Source organism: Actinocrinis sp. (assembly GCF_035946395.1).
Taxonomy (GTDB): Bacteria; Actinomycetota; Actinomycetes; order Streptomycetales; family Catenulisporaceae; genus Actinocrinis.
In genome coordinates, this window is record NZ_DASYZI010000026.1 from 1 (window position 1) to 17,429 (window position 17,429).

Sequence of the window (17,429 nt, forward strand, 5' to 3'; positions counted from 1 at the left end):
CGGCCCGGTTCGTCGGCGGCGCGGCGGTCGGCCCCGACACGGACTTCTTCGACGCCGGCGCGACATCGGTCAACGCCGTCGAGTTGGTCGCGGTCCTCTCGCGGGAACTCGGCGTGCGGCTGAGCCTGGACGACGTGTTCGCGGACGCCCGGCCGCGCCGTCTCGCGCAGCGCTGGCTCACGGCTCAGGGAACCGACGTCGAGGTGTCCCGGCTCCTGCCGCTCCCACACAATGTCGCGATTCCGGCGCCGACGCTCCCCGCCGATGATGCCGACGAAGACCTCGCCTGGATCGCCGCCGATCTGGCTCTCGCCGATCGGCTGCCGTGGGTCGACCCGCCCGAGCCGATCCCGCCGCGCCGGATCCTGCTGACCGGCGCGACCGGTTTCCTCGGCAGCCACATGCTGCTCGACCTGCTGCGCCGCTCGGACGCGCACGTCGTGTGCCTCGTGCGCGGCGCCGACGACCAGGACGCCGAACGGCGGCTGGGCGAGGCGCTCGCCAGCTTCCAGGTGCCGTGGTCCGCCGAAGTGCGCCGCCGGGTGACCGTGCTGGCCGGCGACATCCGCCGACCCCGGCTCGGGCTGGCCGAGGAGCAGTGGTCGAGCCTCGCGAACGACGTCGACTCGATCGTCAGCGTGGCCGCGGCGGTGGACTTCCTGCGCGGGTATCCCTCGCTGCGGCAGACCAACGTGCTCGGGCCGCTGACCCTCGCCGAGTTCGCCACCACCGGGCGTATCAAACCCCTGCACCACATCTCCTCCATCGCCGTGTTCAACGAGGTCGGAATCGCCTCGATGGGCGAAGACGACCCGGTCGCGCACGTGGACCGGCTCGCCGCCGGATACGACAAGGCGAAGTGGGCCGCCGAGGCCGCGCTGCGCCGCGCCCGCGACCACGGCCTCGTCGTCACCCTCCTGCGACCCGGCGGCATCGGCGGCCACACCCAGACCGGCGCTTACAACCCGCACGACCTGAGCACCGGCTTCATGGCCGCGTTCGCCCGCTATCGCACCGTGCCCGCATTCCGCTTCCTCAACGTCGCCCCGGTGGACTGGGTCAGCCGGATGGCGGCCGCGATCGTGTGCGAGCCGGAGGGCTGGGGGCAGACCTACAACCTGGTCGGAAAGCCGAACACGCTGCCGGACCTGGTCCGCGAGATGCAGTTGGGCGGCATGAACATCCAGGTGCGCGGCTGGGACGACTGGCGTGCGGACCTGCTGGCCCGCCTCGATGCCGAACCGGTCGAGCAGCTGGACTTCCTGCGGCGGGTGCTGCGCAGCCCCACCGCCCTGAAGCTGTGCGAGGCCACGTTGCTCGGCCCGGCCGCCACCGGCGAGCGTGCCGAGGCCTTCGCCGCGCGGTACAAGCTGCCCGCGCCGGTCCGCTACGACACGTGGGCGCAGGTGAAGACGTACGAGCGGCTGGCGGAGGACGGCCTCGTCCACCTGCCCAGCCGCGATGACCCGCCGTACCTGTGGTTCCCCGAGACCATGGTCGGCAGCCTCGGGCCGCTCGGCGGCCACGCCGAGACGCCGTGCACACTGTCGATGACGCTGTCGATCGCGAGCATGTACCAGCTGGTGCAGGAGCGCCGGATCGACGTACACGGCGAGGTCTCCTGTTCCCTCCTGCACCACGAGCCGCTGACCGTGCAATACGGCGAGATCCGGGTCCGCCCCGACGAGGGCGTTCCGCGGCTGCACGGAACGCAGCACCCGCTGCTGCGCTACCGGCTGCGCCTGCGCGACCGGGATGGGCGGATCTGGTGGCTGGAGGGCCAGAAGACCGCCCGGGCCCGCCGCGACGTGTGGCGGCAGGCGCGCACCCTCGCGGTCGAGATCGGGCACGACGGCGAGCCGCCGCACCTGTCCGGTGTCGTGACCGTCCCCGGCGACAGCTATGTGCGGCAACAGGTCGACGGCATCGAGGTCAACCCCGAGCTGTCCGCGCAGGAACAGCGCGTCGCGAAGCTGCTGTGGCTCGCCTGGTTCGGCTCCCAGGTGGGCCGCGGCCTGCTGGAGCCGATGTTCCGGGCCGGCGCGGACCTGCTCGACCTGCGCCGTGACGCTGCCCTCATCAAGCGCGAACGCAGGAGGCGGAACCCGTGATCATGAGCCCGAGAACGCCGGCGACCGCCGGCGGGCGGACGACTTCGAACACGGGAACGGGGCCGAGAATGCAGCCGAGAGTGCAGCCACTGAACGCCAGATTCGACACCGCGGGCATCGAGGCGATCCCGTTCCGGGCGTCCGACGGTACGCAGCTGTCCCTCAACCGCATCGTGGCGCGCGGGGCGCACGGTGGCGCGGCTGCCAGATCGGACGGCAGAACTGACGAGCGACCGGCGGTCCTGCTCCTGCACGGCCACACCGCTTCCGCGGACATGTTCGTCCTGCCGGAGACCCGCAACATGGTCGACGTTCTGCTGGACGCGGACTACGAACCGTGGCTGCTGGACTGGCGAGGCAGTTGCCGACTGCCGCACAACGAGACCAGCGCCAGGTTCAGCTACGACGACGTGGCGCTCTACGACATCCCGGAAGCGATCTCGTACGTCCGCGGCCGGATCGGCGGGCGCCAACTCTTCGTGGTCGCGCACTGCATCGGGGCGATGTGTCTGTCGATGAGCATGGCGGCCGGTCTCGTGCCGGGCCTTGCCGCGGTGGTGGCTCAGGGCGTGTTCCTGACGCCGAAGTTGTCCGGGCGCACGCGCGTGCTGATGCACCTCGGCGGCGAACTGCTGCGCACGCGCCTCGACCATGTGCCGATCGACATCCGCAAGACCGGGCTGTGGTCCAAGTACACCCCGCTGTTCGCGCTGGCCTCCCGTGGCGCGCGGTGCCCTGACCCCACCTGCCAGATGCTGCACAACTCGACGTGGGCCATGGGCGCGTCCCTGTTCGTGCACGACAACCTGGACGTGCGCACCCACGACCGACTCGCCGACCTGTTCGGCCCGGTGCCGGTGTGGTCGCTGCCACACATGCGCCGGATCGAACTGGCGCACTCGATGCTGCGATGGAACCACGGCGATCTGCGTTACCGGGCGCTGCCGGAGAACGCGCTGGACCGGGCGGACCGGATCGACAGCCCGCTGCTGCTGATCTCCGGCAGCCAGAACAAGTTGTGGCTGGACTCGAACAAGCTTTGCCACGACATCCTGACGTCGCGCCATCCGGACCTCGACGTCCGGTACGTCGAGGTCCCCGGCTACGGACACGTAGACACGTTCATCGGCCGCAGCGCCGCGCTCGACGTGTTCGGCCACATCGTCGAGTTCTTAGACGAACACCGCCTAGACGAACCTCGCCTAGACGAACACCGCCTTGACGAGCACCATCTCAATGAACATCACCTCGATGAGCGCCGGAGCTGACGCCCCGTCACGGGCATAGCTGGAGCTCACGGGCACTGCCAGAGCGCTCTAGGGCAGTGGGGCGAGTAGCTGCGGAATGGCGCTTCGGAAGTACAGCGCGGAGCCCGGTTTGTAGTAGTGGGTGCCGTCCCAGCGGTAGTCCCGGTTCTTCGCGATGCCCGGATCGGCGCAGAACGCGGCGGGCGGCGCGAGCGTCTGCACCGTGCCGCGGCCGGTCGGGGGCTGGGACTGCGCGTAGGCAGTGAGCAGGGCGTTGACGTGCCGGGTGCGGTCGTCGTCGCCACGCTCCGGCCAGTAACCGGAGCCGGGCTCAGCCACTGGACGGTAACAGGGCAGTAGCGCGAGCTCGACCCGCGGGACACCGGTCGCTCTGAGCCCGGCCACCGCCGCCGCAAGCCGGGAGGTGTAGTACGCGTCCCACGCCGCGCTCCCGAACGGCATCGTGGCGCCGCCTACCGTCTCGTCAAACTCGTCCCAGCCGCCGATCATCACGACGACGATGTCCGGATGCTGCCGGGCGATGCGTGACGCCCACTTCGCGCCGGAGCCGCCGCAGTCGGCGTCCAGGTCGCGCCGCTCGCCGTCGCGGCTGGCGATGTCGCCGCCGAGGAAACCGCAGCCCTCGGTCGTGTCGTCGATCGCGTTGAGGTACTCGCCGAGATTCGACGGCTTGTTCAGCATCAGCGTCATGCCTTGGGAGTCACCGACGAAGGCCACCGTGGGCGGGTGGGCTGGCGGTGCGGGCATCGCGGTCGGGACGGCGGTGGGCACCGCCGCTGCGGCGGGTGTGGCGGGGTGCGCGGATCGGGCGGACCTGGGGACCGGGCCGGGGCCGGTGAGCGCAAGCGCGGGACCGTCGTCCTCGGCGATCGCGTTCGGATTCGCCGGATAACGCCGAGCGGCGTCGGTCAGCCGGTAACCGAGTCCCGTGCCACAAACCGCCAGCCCCACGACCACGGCCGCGACACCGGTCGGCAGAGCGAATCGCTGCTCACGTAGAGCGCTGCGGCACCGCGTGAGTGCGCGGTCGATCGCGCCGTGGCGCACCGGCTGTTCGATGTAGCGGAACGTCAGATGCGCCAGGAACAGCGAGACGCCGATACGCAGCGCGAAGTCTGCCGCAGTCGGCAGGTGTACGTCCGAACCCGGCCGGGTCACGTCGAACACCGGCCAGTGCCACAAGTACAGCGAGTATGAACGCTCACCCAACCAGACCAGCGGCTTCGCGGCCAGAATCCTCGCTACCCGACCGCCTGCGGTGGCGGCGCGAATGGCGAGCGCCGCGGCGCCGCACGCGGCGAGCAGTCCGAGCGGATAGAGCCACGGACTCGTGTCCGCAACGGCGACGACCGCGAAGCCGAGCGTGCCCAACGCACATGCGCCGAGCACGTCACGTGCCACGATGCGCCAGCCACGCGCATCCGACTCACCTGGCGCCCCGTACGCCAGGGCCAGGCTCGCGCCGATCAGCAGTTCGAACGCGCGCGTGTCGCTTCCGTAGTAGACCCGCGACGGGTCGAGCCACGGCGAGTACAGCAGGCTCATCGCCAGCGCCGAACCCCCGGCCAGCGCGCAGGTCGCGAAGAACACCGGCCACCGTGACCGCGACCGTGACCGCGAGGACGTAGCGGATCCGCCGAGCCCGAGCCCGCAGCCGCGACCGGAACTCAACCTAAGCAGCACGCCAAGAATCAGCGGCCACAGCAGATAGAACTGCTCCTCGACGGCAAGCGACCACAAGTTGATCAGTAGCGACGGCCTGCCGGTGCCGCCGAAATAGGACTGCCCGCGCAGGATCAGCCACCAGTTGGTCACGTACCCGAGCGCTGCGCCCACGTCGCCGCGCAGTGCCGCCGCCTCCCTGGGCAGCGCGATCACCACATAAAGGCAGACGCCTGCGAGGACCGTGAAGAGGGCGGGAAGAAGTCTGCGTGCTCGCCGAAGATAGAACCGTCCGAGGCCAATGCGCGAATTATCAGAATACTCACCCAGTAGCAGCCCTGTGATGAGATAACCGGATAATACGAAGAAAACGTCCACGCCGAGGAATCCGCCACGTGCCCAGCGGAAATCAGCGTGATAGAGCAATACGACCGTGATCGCGAGCGCACGCAGCCCGTCGAGCGCCAACACCCGCCGGTGCGCGTGAGTGGGATGTGGTTCGGCGAGGGTCGGCACTCGTCGGCGCCCGTCAGCGAGACCTTGCTCGTCGGGGGTCGGCACTCGCTGGTGTGCGTCAGCGGAACCCTGTTCGTCGGGGTCTGGTTCTCGGCAGTGTGCGTGAGCGGAACGTTGTCCGTCGGAGGCCGCCGCTCGCCGGTGCGTGTCAGCGAGATCTTCCTCGTCGGGTGTCGGTGCTGGTGCTGACGTGTGTTCCGGTACGTATGCCTGTTCTGGCGCGTGCGTGGGTGCCTGTGCTGGCCTCCAGAACCGCACCGGTCTGACCCTTCATGTGCACGCGAAAACCGGGAACATACGGCATTCTCGTCTGTCCGCGCGGTTATGCCGGGCAATCAGAGTCCAGCGGACGGGTGATTCTTGTGTAGTTCAGTTCGAGAAATCCTGAGTCATCCACACGGTGCCCGAGTTGTCGCGATAGATCGCTATGCCGATGTGATGATAGGAACTGCTCAGGATGTTCTGCCGATGGCCGTCGTTGGGCGCCTGCTCGTTGAGCATGCTCTGCGTGAGCCCGACGGCCATCTGAGCGATCGCTGAGTCGCTGCTGTCGACCGGTCCGCCTTCGCCGATGTTCTCTCCGGCGGCGATCCAGCGCACGCCGGCGGCCGTCTCACGGGAGCCGAGCCCGGATTCGCCGGGGCACTGGTGCGAGAGGCCGCAACCGGAGGCCATGGTCTGGTTGTGCGCCGTCGAGCTGGTCGTCAGGCCGGAGCTGATGGTGTACGCGGGCAGTCCGGCCTGCGTGCGGGCCTGGTTGATCAAATCGAGCACCTGCTGCACCGCGGTGCCCTGGTTCGAACCGACGGGGGTCGCTGCCGCAGTTGTCGGCTTGGTGGTGGGCGACTGCTTCGTGCCCGGCGTAGCGCTATGGGTCTGGGACGGCTTTGCAGTGCCGTTCGATGCCGCTGCGGAAGGCAGGGTCACGATGCCCAGGGGCGGGCTGGCCGCCGAACCCGAGACGACGATCGCGGTCGGCGGTGGGCTGGCCGACGGCGTCCCGGAGTCGAGTGCGTAGATCGTGGCCACTCCGATGCCGCCTGCGGCCGTGATCGCGATTGCGGCGAGCAGCGGCTTTGCCGCGAGACCGGCATGGCCCGCATGCCCGGCGTGTCCCGCGTGCCCGGCACGCTGCGCGACGCGGTGCGATCCCGCGTGCTTTCCGCTACGCGGCTCGGGTATTCGGCTCGCTGACGCGGCCGAGGTCGCCGGATTCGCCGAGTGCGCCGCCGCGAGCATGTAGGCCGCATAGCCCACGGGCAGCGGCACCAGACTCAGCCCGGCGAGCAGGCGCTCGGCGGGTACCAGGTCGTTGGAGACTTCGGAGCAGTACTCACACTCGCGTATGTGCCTGGCGAACCGCTTGCGCCACAGTGGCGATTCCTCGCCGCGCCAAGTCGCCGCGGTGTCGGCGAGCCCAGGGCAGCGCGGCGCGCCTATCAGGGAGCGCACGACCATCCGCGCGACGTCGAGCTGCCCCTTCATCCGCGCGACGCGGACGGTCACGTGGTGCGGATCCAGCTCTAGCGCGGCGACCAGTTCGGTGCGGGTCAGGTGGCCGGTGGTGACCAGCCACCACAGTGACAGCAGATGGCGGTCGTCGGCGTCCAGCCAGCGCGTGGCCAACGCGACCTCGCGACGCTGGCCGGAGAGGCCCAGCTCGGTGAGCGTCAGGTCGACGAAGTCCGCGCCCGGATCGGCGAGCTCGGCCGCCTCCTCCAGCGACGCGGGCGTCGCCTGCCGCATCCGGCTGTGCTCGCGCACCTGGTTCATCGCGACGGCCACCAGCCACGGACGGAACCGGTCCGGGTTTCGCAGCCCGTCGAGCCCGCGCACGACGCGCAGCATCGTCTCCTGCACCACGTCGTCGACGTCGCCGCGCCCCGCCAGCGCCCGCCCGACGATGTTGTAAACCAGCGGCAGGTACCGCGCGATCAGCTCATCAAGGGACTCCTGATCACCGGCGCGCGCCTCGGTGACCAGCCGCGCGTCGATCTGCCCGACCATGTGCCTACCTTCGACTCAAAACCCTGCTCATCCCCCTTCGGTTTGGAGACCCCCAAGGTAGGCGCCGGGTCACAGAAAAATCCACGCCGAGCCCGCCGTTTTCCGAAAGGCGACCAAAACGTTGCCGGAGCATCAGCGTGCCAAGTCGCCGCGGGTCCGAAACGGCGGGTCCGAACCAGCGGGTTCAACTCGGTTACAAGTGGTCCGGACGTGCGCCGCGGCGTGGTAAGAAGCCGACATGCGTATCTGCATCGTCGGCGCCGGCGCGATCGGCGGCTTCATCGGCGCCCGGCTGGCCGCTTCCGGAGTCGAGACCTCGGCACTCGCCCGGGGAGCCACACTTGCGTCGCTACGTGCGCACGGCTGGCGGCTTGAGACCGGTGGCGACGGTGGCGGCGGCATTGGTCACGAGGGCGCTGGTCACGAGGACTACAGTCACGAACTCGTGACCGCGCCGGTGCATGCCTCGGACGATGCGGCTGCGCTCGGGCCGCAGGACGCGGTGATCCTCGCGGTCAAAGCGCCCTCACTGCCCGCCGTCGTCTCGGGCGTCGGTCCGCTGCTCGGACCGGCGACCACCGTGCTGACCACGATGAACGGCGTGCCCTGGTGGTACTTCGACGGCTTCGGCGGCCCCTGCGAGGGACTGCGGCTGGAGAGCGTGGACCCCGGTGGCCGCATCGCCGCCGCGATTTCCCCGCGCCGCGTGCTCGGCGGCGTCGTGCACATGAGTTGCAGCACGCCCGAGCCCGGATTGGTGCGGCACCACCGCGGCTGCGGGCTGATCGTCGGCGAACCCGACAACACCGAATCGCCCCGGGTGCGCGAACTCGTCGGGGCGCTGCGCGCGGCCGGTCTCGACGCCACGGCGTCCACCGGGATCCAGCGGGAGATCTGGTACAAGCTCTGGGGCAACGTGACCATCAATCCGGTCTCCGCGCTGACCGGGGCCACGGCGGATCTCATCCTCGACGACGACCTCGTGCGTGCCTTCTGCGACGCCGTGATGGTCGAAGCGCAGCGGATCGGCGCGCGGATCGGCTGCCCGATCGACCAGAGCCCCGGGGAGCGCAACAAGATCACGCGGGCACTCGGCGTCTTCAAGTCCTCGATGCTCCAGGACGCCGAGGCTGGGCGCCCTTTGGAGCTCGACGCGCTGGTCGGCGCGGTGCATGAGATCGGCCTCGCGGTCAACGTGCCGACGCCGAGCATCGATGCGCTGCTCGGCCTGACACGTCTGAGCGCGCGCGTGCGCGGCTTGTACCAACCTGCCGGGTAAACGCACGGTCCGCGACGGGCTGACCTGGATCGTTGCAGGGTCCAGGTGCGTCGCCGCCCGAAAGGGCAGTGCCGTGCACCCGATCGCACACGGTTCGGCGCGATCCCTGTTGGATCGCAACGGCCGGATCTAGATTAGGCAGGGGATCGGGCAGATCAACTCCCAGGAGATGCGGGCATGAACAGGGTTTTCCTCGCTGAATCCCGCCGAGCCGTCGGCGCGCTCAGCCTGCTGGCGTGCGTGACGGCGCTGTCGGCGGCGTGCACGTCCAACGGCGCGTCGGGTCCGGTGCCGACCGCGGTTGGCGGTTCCGGTCCGAGTGCGGGCGCGGGCGGGGGAGGGGCGACGAACTCCGCGTCGGCGACGGACACGTCGGCCGCGGGTTCCGGCGGTTCGGGTGGCATCGGCGGATCAGGCGGTTCGGGTGACACCTCCTCGCCGGCCGCGTCCGCGCACGCGGCCGGATCGAACACCTGCCTGGTGAGGTACCTGAACGGCGCCACTGGTCTGAGCCAGGGCGCCATGGGCACCACCTACGTCAACATCGTCTTCAAGAACCTCAACAACGAGCCGTGCACGCTCTACGGCTACCCGGGGGTTTCGTTCGGGGCCGGAACTCCGGTGAACCAGGTCGGCCAGCCCGCCGGCCGCGACCACTCGGTCGCCTCGAAGGTGATCACGCTCCAGCCCGGCGGCTACGCCTACGCGACGCTGCGTATCACCGACGCGCTGAACTACCCCACGGCGAGCTGTAGTCCGACTCCGACGACTTACCTGCTGGTCTATCCGCCCAACACGTCGAACCTGTTGTACGTCCCGTACAACACCAATGCGTGCTCGGCGGACGTCGTCACGATGACCATACAGGCGGTTCAGGCGGGCAACGGCGGCGGCTGAGGCGGGCCCGACCGAAGCGGCTTGGTTGAGTTGGCACGCTTGAGCTGGCACGGCTGAACCAGCACGCCTGAGTCGGCGGATCTCATGAAGTGGCGAAGTGGCACGGTCTCAGACCAGTGCGATGTGTCTGCCGTCTTGACGCGCCCACTGGTCTGGACCAATCTGAGAGTGCCGCGGCGCACGGCGCAGCAATCGCCGTACGCAGCGCGGGTCCCGTGCTGCCAGAGCCGAGGAGGACCCGCCGTGAGGCGCCTCTCCCAAGAAAGCCGCGCCCGACTCGCCGGAACGGCGGCGTTCGCGCTGATCGCCGCCGGAACCACGGCACTTTCGATCGCCACCATCCCGGCCGCGAGCGCGGCCGCGATGTCCGGACTGATCGCCACGTACACCACGACGCAGTCCTGGAGCACCGGCTTCGCGGGCCAGTACAGCATCGTCAACGACACCAACACCACCGTGAACAGCTGGACCATGACCTTCGACCTCGCCGCCGGCGAGTCGGTCACCAGCTTGTGGAACGCCACCGTCGCCAACAGCGGCACGCATTACACCGTCACGTCGCCGAGCTGGGCCTCGCCACTCGCGCCGGGCGCCAGCGCCGACGCGGTCGGCTTCGACGTGAGCACCACGGGCACCATCACGCCGCCCGCGAACTGCCTGATCAACAACGAACCCTGCCAAGGCTTGCCCGCCGACACCACGCCGCCGACCACACCGGCGGGCCTGCACGTCACCGGCACCGGTCCCGGCAGCATCGCGCTGGCCTGGACCGCCTCGACCGACGACGTCGGCGTCGCCGGGTACCGCGTCTATGAGGGCACGACGATCACGGCCACGACCACCGGACCGTCCGCGAACGTCACCGGACTGCTCGCCGGCAGCAGCCACACCTTCACCGTGACGGCGTTCGACGCCGCGGGCAACGAGTCCGGCCACAGCGCAGCGGTCACCGGCACCGCGGGCAGCGGCACCGCGCCAGGAATCGCAGCACCCTACATCGACATGGGCGCCTGGCCGACGCCGAGCCTGCCGGGCATCGCGTCCGCGACCGGGCTGAAGCAGTTCTCGCTCGGCTTCGTGATCAACGGCAGCGCGGCGTGCACGGCCAGCTGGTTCGGCGCCTTCGACCCGGCGAGCGGCTGGGACAAGGCCGATTTCGACGCGATCCGCGCGGCCGGCGGCGACGTGCGCGTCTCGTTCGGCGGCGAGAACGGGACCGAGCTCGCCCAATCGTGCACCACCGTCTCCGCGCTGGCCGCGCAGTATCAGAACGTTGTCGACGCGTACTCGCTCGACCGCATCGACTTCGACATCGAAGGCGCGGCGGTGGCCGACCACGCCTCGGTCGACCGGCGCAGCGCCGCCATCGCCGCGGTGCAGGCGGCCCAGCGGGCCAAGGGCCGCGATCTGAAGGTGAGTCTGACGCTGCCGGTGCTGCCCAGCGGCCTGACCGCGGACGGCGTCTACATCATGCAGTCCGCGAAGAACTACGGCGTGACGGTCACCACCGTCAATGTGATGGCGATGGACTTCGGCGACTCGACCGCGCCCAACCCGGCGGGCAAGATGGGCGCCTACGCGATCCAGTCCGCGCAGTCCACCCAGGCCCAGATCGCCCAGGTCTGGACGGGCCTGAGCGCCGCGCAGACGTGGGCCATGGTCGGCGTGACCCCGATGATCGGCCAGAACGACCAGGCGGACGAGGTGTTCGGGATCTCCGACGCCCAGCAGCTGATCGGCTTCGCCGGGCAGAACCACCTGAGCGAACTGGCCTTCTGGGCGGTCACCCGCGACCAGCCCTGCGCGAACGGCGGCGGGCTGTCGACCTGCACCGAGATCAGCCAGACCCCGTACCAGTTCTCGAAGCTGTTCGCCGGGTACACCGGCTGACACCGCACCGGCGCGACAGGCCCGGACCGGCCACCGCGGGGCCGGTCCGGGCAGCGCGCGGCAGCGCGTGGGAGGCGCGCGCAACCCGCGCTCACCACCACCCCTTGACCGCGTCTGCCTCCCTTGTAGTGTCAGCGCTCAGATAAGTAATGTGAATCGTGGTAAAGGGCTGCCTCCCGTTCCTTCAACTGCCGGGGATCACGCTCCAAAGCTCCAGTCGCCACCCATCCGAGAACCCGGATGCCTACCGAGGAGAAGCGGTGCAGGAGAAGGTAAGACAGTTTGTCATCAATGCTTTGCGAGAGATGAACTACGACGTCAGCGAGGTGACCGGGGATACCGACCTCGGGCCGGCCGGGCTCGACCTGGAGTCGCTGGCGCTGGCCGACCTGGCGGTGCAGGTGGAGGACACCTTCGGGGTCAAGTTCGACCTCGACGAGATGGAGACCACCGCCATGATGACCCTCGACGAGTTCGCCGCCGCCGTGGCCGGCCGGGTCACCGGGGCGCCGGCCGTGGGCAACGCGTGAGCGGGCCGGCCGCCATGAGTGTCAAGAGCATTCGCGCCCGGCTGGCCGCCGACCCCGAGGTTGGCGCCGGAAACGTCCTGACGGCCCGAATACGCCAGGGGATCGGCGTCGACGTGCCCTTGGTGAGCTTCGACACCGACATGGACGGGCGCCCCGCACGCGAGCCGTTCACCCTGGTCGAGCTCGACCGGGCGGTGCGCGCCCGCGCCGCCGCGTTGCACGGTCTCGGCGTGCGCCCGCGTGACCCGGTCGCGGTGTACGTGAGCAACGCATCGGACGCTGTGCTGAGTTTCTTGGCGCTCGCCCGCCTCGGCGCGATCCCGGCGCTGGCCAACCCCAACCTCGACGGCGATCGCGCCGCGCTGTTCATCAGTAGGCTGAGGGCCGTCGGCCTGATCACCGACCAGTCGCATCGCGAGCGGCTCGCCGGGAAGGACCCGGGCACCGCGCTGCTTCCGGACGTGTCAGAGCTCGGATCGGCCGACCCCGACGCCGCGCCGGCGCCCTACCGGCACTGGCCGGACGATCCGGTGGCGATCACGCACTCCTCCGGTACGACCGGTATGCCGAAGGCGGTCGTGCACTCGCACGCCAGCCTGTACGCGGCGATCCGCTACCGTCTCGCCCTGCCGCGCCCGCAGGGCTCCGAGCGGATGCTCAGTGCCCTGCCGTCGCCGCACGCCGCCACGCTGATCGCGATCAACCTCGCGCTCAGCGCGCAGGCCGAAATCCTGCTGCTGTCCAGGCAGACCGGCGCCGAGGTGCTCGACGCGATCGAGAGTTGGCGGCCCGGCAGCGTCTTCGGCTTCGCCGCGACCTGGGCCGACCTGGCCCGGCACGACCTGGCCGCACGCGATCTGGACTCGGTCGCGCTGTGGTGGAACACCGGCGACTGTGCGCACGAGGCGCACATCAGGAAGCTGGTCGCGGTCGGATCGCGGCAGATCGCCACGAGCGGCGGCCGGGTGCGCACGCCCGGTTCGGTGTTCGTGGACGGTCTGGGTTCGACGGAGATGGGGCATTCGCACTTTTTCATCACGCACACTGTCGACAGTAATCGGTATGGGCGTTGTGTGGGTAAGCCGCACACGTTCGTGGATTGTGAGGTGTTGGGTCCTGAGGGTGAGCCGTTGGGTGTGGGGCAGGTGGGTGAGTTGGGGACGAAGTCGCCGACGTTGGCGTTGGGCTACTGGAACGACTCGGTGACCACGTACCGCACGCGGGTGCGCGGTTTTTTCATGACCGGTGACCTGATGTACCGGGACGAAGAGGGCTACTACTACCACATGGACCGCTTGGTCGACTCCGTCGACCTCGGCAACGGCAAACGCCTCTACACGATGAGATCCGAGGAGCGCATCCTCGCGGCCTGCCCCGACGTCCTCGACTGCACCGTCGTCGCGGTCCGGCTCGGCGACCGCGTCGTCACGGACGTCCTGTTGCAGCTGACCGCGAGTGCCGACCGGGACCGTGACCGCTCCAAGGAGGTGGCCGCCGCACTCGACGAGCATGTGGCGGAGACGGTCCGCGCCGTGAAGGTGATCGACGACGACAGCATCCCGGTCGGCCCGACCGGAAAGGTGCGCAAGTTCATGCTGCGCCAGCGCCACCTCGAATCACAGAGCTCGTGATGAGCACTGTGAATATTAACACTGTGAATATGAGCACTGCGAACATGGGCATACAGGGGCGGCCTACGGCGACGATCACCGGGATGGGCGTGGTGACGCCGCTCGGCAGCAAGCCGGAGGAGTTCTTCGACGCGCTGCTCGCCGGGCGCAGTGGCCTGACCCGCCCCGAGGGCGAGCACCCGGCGGCCGGCTGGCTGGAGTCGGCCGGGATCTGCCGACCGGTCGACGCCCGCGAGGTGCTGCCGCCGACCGAGGGCCGCTACGTGGACCGCTTCGTGCTGCTGGCGATGGCCGCCGCGGACGGCGCGATCGCCGACGCAGGGCTCGAAGTCGGCCGCGACGTGGACCCGCGGCGCGTCGCGGTGATCGTCTCGACCGGCGGCGGCGGACTGGAGAGCTACGAGGGAGCCGCGCGGCGGCGTGAGAAGAGCGGGCGGCCCGGGGTCAGCCCGTACCTGCTGCCCGGGATGCTCTCGAACATGGCCGCCGCGCGGATCGCGATCAAGTACGGCATCCGCGGCTACTCCTCGGCGATCACCACCGCGTGCGCGGCCGGCGCACAGTCGATCGGCGAGGGGCTGCGGCTGATCCGGGCCGGCGAGGCGGACGTCGTGGTCTGCGGCGGGGCCGACGCGTCGCTGCACCCGACCATCGCGGCGGCCTTCAACAACGCTCGGGCGCTGGCCGCCGGCTGGGAGGATCCGGCCGCGTCGAGCCGGCCGTTCGACAGCCGCCGCAACGGTTTCGTGCTCGGCGAGGGCAGCGCGGTGCTCGTGCTCGAACGTACCGGGCACGCCGAGGCACGTGGCGTGTCAGGGTACGCGGACCTGCTCAGCTGGGGCGCCTCCACCGACGCGCACCACCCGACGACGCCGCGCCCCGACGGCGAAGGCGCGATGGACTCCATGCGCACGGCACTGGCCGACGCGGGCCTGGAGCCATCAGACGTCGACTACGTCAACGCGCACGGCACCGGCACGAAACTCGGCGACGTCGCCGAGACCATCGCACTGCACGCAGTCTTCGGAACGCACCAACCAGCAGTCAGCTCGATCAAGGGCGCCACCGGACACCTACTCGGCGCTTCGGGGGCCGCCGAGGCGGCCGCGACGGCGCTGTGCGTCGCGCGCGGCGCAATGCCTCCGACGCTCAACCTCGACGTGCCCGATCCGGCCTGCGAGCTGGACCACGTGCGCGGCGCGGCCCGCCGCGGGCCGGTACGCAGAGCACTGTCGAACTCCTTCGCGTTCGGCGGGCACAACATCAGCCTCCTGTTCGGGCCGGCGAGCACCGGCGCGACCAGGCGCCCCGAGGGAGGGAGATCATGAACATCCAGGCCATCGCCTACGCCGAATTCCACGTCGAGGACCCGGTCAAAGTCGCGGCACACCTGGTCGACGGGTACGGATTCACCGTCGACGAGCGTTACCGGCGGCCGGACCCCGGGCTCGACTGCACGCTGCTGGTGCACGGCGGGGTGCGGCTGGTCCTGTCCTGCGCGGCCTCGCCGAGCCACCCGGCCGCAGAATACGTCCGACGGCACGGCGACGGCGTCGCAGTCGTCGCCGTGCTCTGCGATGACGCGCGCGCGGCGTGCGACGAGGCGGCGCGCCGCGGGGCCAGGGTCATCTCGGCCGAGGACTCGACGATAGCAGGATTCGGTGATACCGCGCTGCGTTTCGTCGAACCCTCCGATCCGGCCCTGGCGTCCGCCGGCGATGCGGCGGACGGCCTGCTGGAGGTGATCGACCACGTCGCGGTGGTCGTGCCCGCGGGCGAGTTGCACCCCACGGTCACCTTCTGCGAGGAGGCACTCGACCTGCGGCCGATCTTCAGCGAGTACATCGAGGTCGGCGCGCAGGCCATGGACTCGGTCGTGGTGCAGAGCGCGTCGGGCGCGGTGACGTTCACGCTGCTGGAGCCGGACACCAGCCGGAATCCGGGCCAGATCGACGCATACCTCGACGCGCACGGCGGCGCGGGCGTGCAGCACCTGGCGTTCCGCACCGAGGACATCGCCACCGCGGTGCGCACCTTCAGCGAGCGCGAGGTCGAGTTCCTGACCACGCCGAGCGCGTACTACGACGTGCTGGAGGAGCGGCTCGGCCCGACCCGGATCCCCTCCGACACGCTGCGCAGGCTCAACGTCCTGGTGGACCAGGACCACGACGGCCAGCTGTTCCAGATCTTCACCCGCACCACCCACCCGCGCCGCACCTTCTTCCTCGAACTGATCGAGCGGCGCGGCGCCGGCACCTTCGGCACCGCCAACATCAAGGCTCTGTATCAAGCGGTCGAGCGGCAGAACGCCGCCGCGGACAGCTGAGACGAAGAGGGGGCATCGTGTTGAACCAGGTGGGCGAGACGACGCCGGATCCGAGGTACGCGGCCCTGCCGCCGGCGCAGTTGCGCGCCGTGCCCTCGGCTAACGACGCGCGCTTCTTCGCCGAGCACGGCTGGTGGCTCTCCGCCGAGCCGCTGTTCTCGGACGACGAGATCGACGCGCTGCTGGAAGCCAGCGACAAGTACTACGCGGGGCAGCGGGACCGGCAGCTGCCGGTGCGCCCGCCGTTCCTCGCGTCCTGGGCGCCGGAAGACGGCCCGGTCCAGCGGCACAACGACTACGTGCACTTCGAGAGCGACGCGATCCGCGCGATCCTGTGCAAGCCGCTGCTCGGCGCGACGGCCGCGGCGCTGGCCGCGGCCGAGGCGGTGCGGGTGTGGCAGGCCACGATGATCTACAAGCCGCCGAACCCGGCGGAGGCCACGAACCTGGTGCCCTGGCACATGGACCGGCACTACTGGCAGACCTGCTCCTCGGAGCGGATGCTCACCGCGTTCATCCCGCTGCACGACTGCACTGTGGAGATGGGCACGATCGAGATGATCGACGGCTCGCACCTGTGGTCGGAGATCGACGGCGACGACTCGACCCGGCACTTCGCCCAGCGCAACCGGGACGAGCTGGAGCAGATCCTGCAACAGACCGCCGAGCTGAACGGCACGGCGATCAAGCGTGAGCCGGTGGTCATCCCGCGCGGGCACGTCAGTTTCCACCACTGCCGCACCTACCACGGCAGCGGGGCGAACGTGTCGGGACGGCCGCGGCGCGCGATCTCGCTGCACCTACAGGACGGCGAGAACCGCTACCGCCGCTTCGAGCGGCCGGACGGCTCCACCGTGGTCTACAACCACGACGTGCTGGTGCGCCGCACTGCCGAGGGGGTGCCGGACTACGCCGACCCCGAGTACTGCCCGCAGATCTGGCCGGCGGCGTCCTGATGGCCGACACCACCGGCCCGGCCGACGGGACAGGCGTTCACGCGCTCGGGAACACGGTCACTGGGAACACTACCGCTGGGAGCATCGTGGCTGAGAACACAGCACTCGGACACTCAGCACCCGGCAACTCAGCACCCGGCAACTCAGCGCTCGTTGACCCCCCGCTCGGAACCGCCGTGTCCGGAAACACTGTGCCTGGAAACGCCCTGTCCGGAAACCCGGCACCGGTGGACCTGAGCACGCCTGCGGGCCGGTATCGCGCGATCCGGCTGATCCGCCGGTTCGAGGAGCAGGCGCTGGAGCTGGTCAAGTCGGGCGTGATCGTCGGCGGCACTCATCCGTACATCGGGCAGGAG

Annotated in this window: 12 protein-coding genes and 1 pseudogene; 11 read left to right on the forward strand and 2 right to left on the reverse strand. The window is 69.9% G+C overall.

Annotated features, from left to right (window positions below; genetic code table 11):
- Both VGS97_RS02030 and VGS97_RS02035 read left to right on the forward strand, forming a co-directional pair.
- Nucleotides 1-2,111: thioester reductase domain-containing protein (locus tag VGS97_RS02030; RefSeq protein WP_326851421.1), on the forward strand; the 2,111-nt coding region annotated here is incomplete at its 5' end.
- Nucleotides 2,112-2,191: 80 nt separating this feature from the next.
- A complete protein-coding gene (locus VGS97_RS02035) occupies nt 2,192-3,379 on the forward strand; it encodes an alpha/beta fold hydrolase (RefSeq protein ID WP_326851422.1) in 1,188 nt (395 codons plus the stop codon).
- 48 nt (nt 3,380-3,427) lie between these two features.
- Here the strand turns inward: VGS97_RS02035 and VGS97_RS02040 are convergent, their stop codons facing one another.
- Together VGS97_RS02040 and VGS97_RS02045 are read right to left on the reverse strand one after the other, a co-directional pair.
- On the reverse strand, nt 3,428-5,557 hold the full coding sequence (locus VGS97_RS02040; protein ID WP_326851423.1) for an acyltransferase family protein: 2,130 nt from the start codon (nt 5,555-5,557) through the stop codon (nt 3,428-3,430).
- Nucleotides 5,558-5,926: 369 nt separating this feature from the next.
- Entirely contained in the window at nt 5,927-7,564 is a 1,638-nt protein-coding gene (locus tag VGS97_RS02045) for a sigma-70 family RNA polymerase sigma factor (protein ID WP_326851424.1), read from the reverse strand.
- Nucleotides 7,565-7,802: 238 nt separating this feature from the next.
- Between VGS97_RS02045 and VGS97_RS02050 the strand changes: the two genes are divergently transcribed.
- The 9 genes and pseudogenes from VGS97_RS02050 to VGS97_RS02090 all read left to right on the forward strand — a co-directional run.
- Nucleotides 7,803-8,843, forward strand: coding sequence for a 2-dehydropantoate 2-reductase (locus VGS97_RS02050; RefSeq protein ID WP_326851425.1), 1,041 nt, complete (start codon nt 7,803-7,805; stop codon nt 8,841-8,843).
- A gap of 177 nt (nt 8,844-9,020) precedes the next feature.
- Nucleotides 9,021-9,740, forward strand: coding sequence for a DUF4232 domain-containing protein (locus VGS97_RS02055; RefSeq protein ID WP_326851426.1), 720 nt, complete (start codon nt 9,021-9,023; stop codon nt 9,738-9,740).
- A 243-nt stretch (nt 9,741-9,983) separates the two neighbouring features.
- The gene (locus VGS97_RS02060) at nt 9,984-11,630 is read left to right on the forward strand and encodes a cellulose binding domain-containing protein (protein WP_326851427.1); all 1,647 of its coding nucleotides are present in this window, start codon (nt 9,984-9,986) and stop codon (nt 11,628-11,630) included.
- 260 nt (nt 11,631-11,890) lie between these two features.
- Nucleotides 11,891-12,160, forward strand: a complete 270-nt coding sequence (locus tag VGS97_RS02065) for an acyl carrier protein (protein WP_326851428.1) — start codon at nt 11,891-11,893, stop codon at nt 12,158-12,160.
- Nucleotides 12,161-12,174: 14 nt separating this feature from the next.
- Complete coding sequence (locus VGS97_RS02070; RefSeq protein WP_326851429.1) at nt 12,175-13,791, forward strand: class I adenylate-forming enzyme family protein; 1,617 nt, start codon at nt 12,175-12,177, stop codon at nt 13,789-13,791.
- 29 nt (nt 13,792-13,820) lie between these two features.
- Complete coding sequence (locus tag VGS97_RS02075; protein WP_326851430.1) at nt 13,821-15,119, forward strand: beta-ketoacyl-[acyl-carrier-protein] synthase family protein; 1,299 nt, start codon at nt 13,821-13,823, stop codon at nt 15,117-15,119.
- On the forward strand, nt 15,116-16,117 hold the full coding sequence (gene hppD / locus VGS97_RS02080; protein ID WP_326851431.1) for a 4-hydroxyphenylpyruvate dioxygenase: 1,002 nt from the start codon (nt 15,116-15,118) through the stop codon (nt 16,115-16,117). Before VGS97_RS02075 ends, hppD begins: the two co-directional genes overlap by 4 nt.
- Before the next feature lie 17 nt (nt 16,118-16,134).
- A complete protein-coding gene (locus VGS97_RS02085; RefSeq protein ID WP_326851432.1) occupies nt 16,135-17,073 on the forward strand; it encodes a phytanoyl-CoA dioxygenase family protein in 939 nt (312 codons plus the stop codon).
- A 227-nt stretch (nt 17,074-17,300) separates the two neighbouring features.
- Nucleotides 17,301-17,429 (forward strand): annotated as a pseudogene (locus VGS97_RS02090) (thiamine pyrophosphate-dependent dehydrogenase E1 component subunit alpha); the annotation flags it as partial.

Bases quoted from the DNA above. Each gene is read 5' to 3' on its own strand.
- VGS97_RS02070 (WP_326851429.1), top strand. From the start codon at position 12,175: ATGAGTGTCAAGAGCATTCGCGCCCGGCTGGCCGCCGACCCCGAGGTT.
- VGS97_RS02050 (WP_326851425.1), top strand. From the start codon at position 7,803: ATGCGTATCTGCATCGTCGGCGCCGGCGCGATCGGCGGCTTCATCGGC.
- hppD (WP_326851431.1), top strand. From the start codon at position 15,116: ATGAACATCCAGGCCATCGCCTACGCCGAATTCCACGTCGAGGACCCG.
- VGS97_RS02045 (WP_326851424.1), bottom strand. From the start codon at position 7,564: ATGGTCGGGCAGATCGACGCGCGGCTGGTCACCGAGGCGCGCGCCGGT.
- VGS97_RS02055 (WP_326851426.1), top strand. From the start codon at position 9,021: ATGAACAGGGTTTTCCTCGCTGAATCCCGCCGAGCCGTCGGCGCGCTC.
- VGS97_RS02075 (WP_326851430.1), top strand. From the start codon at position 13,821: ATGAGCACTGCGAACATGGGCATACAGGGGCGGCCTACGGCGACGATC.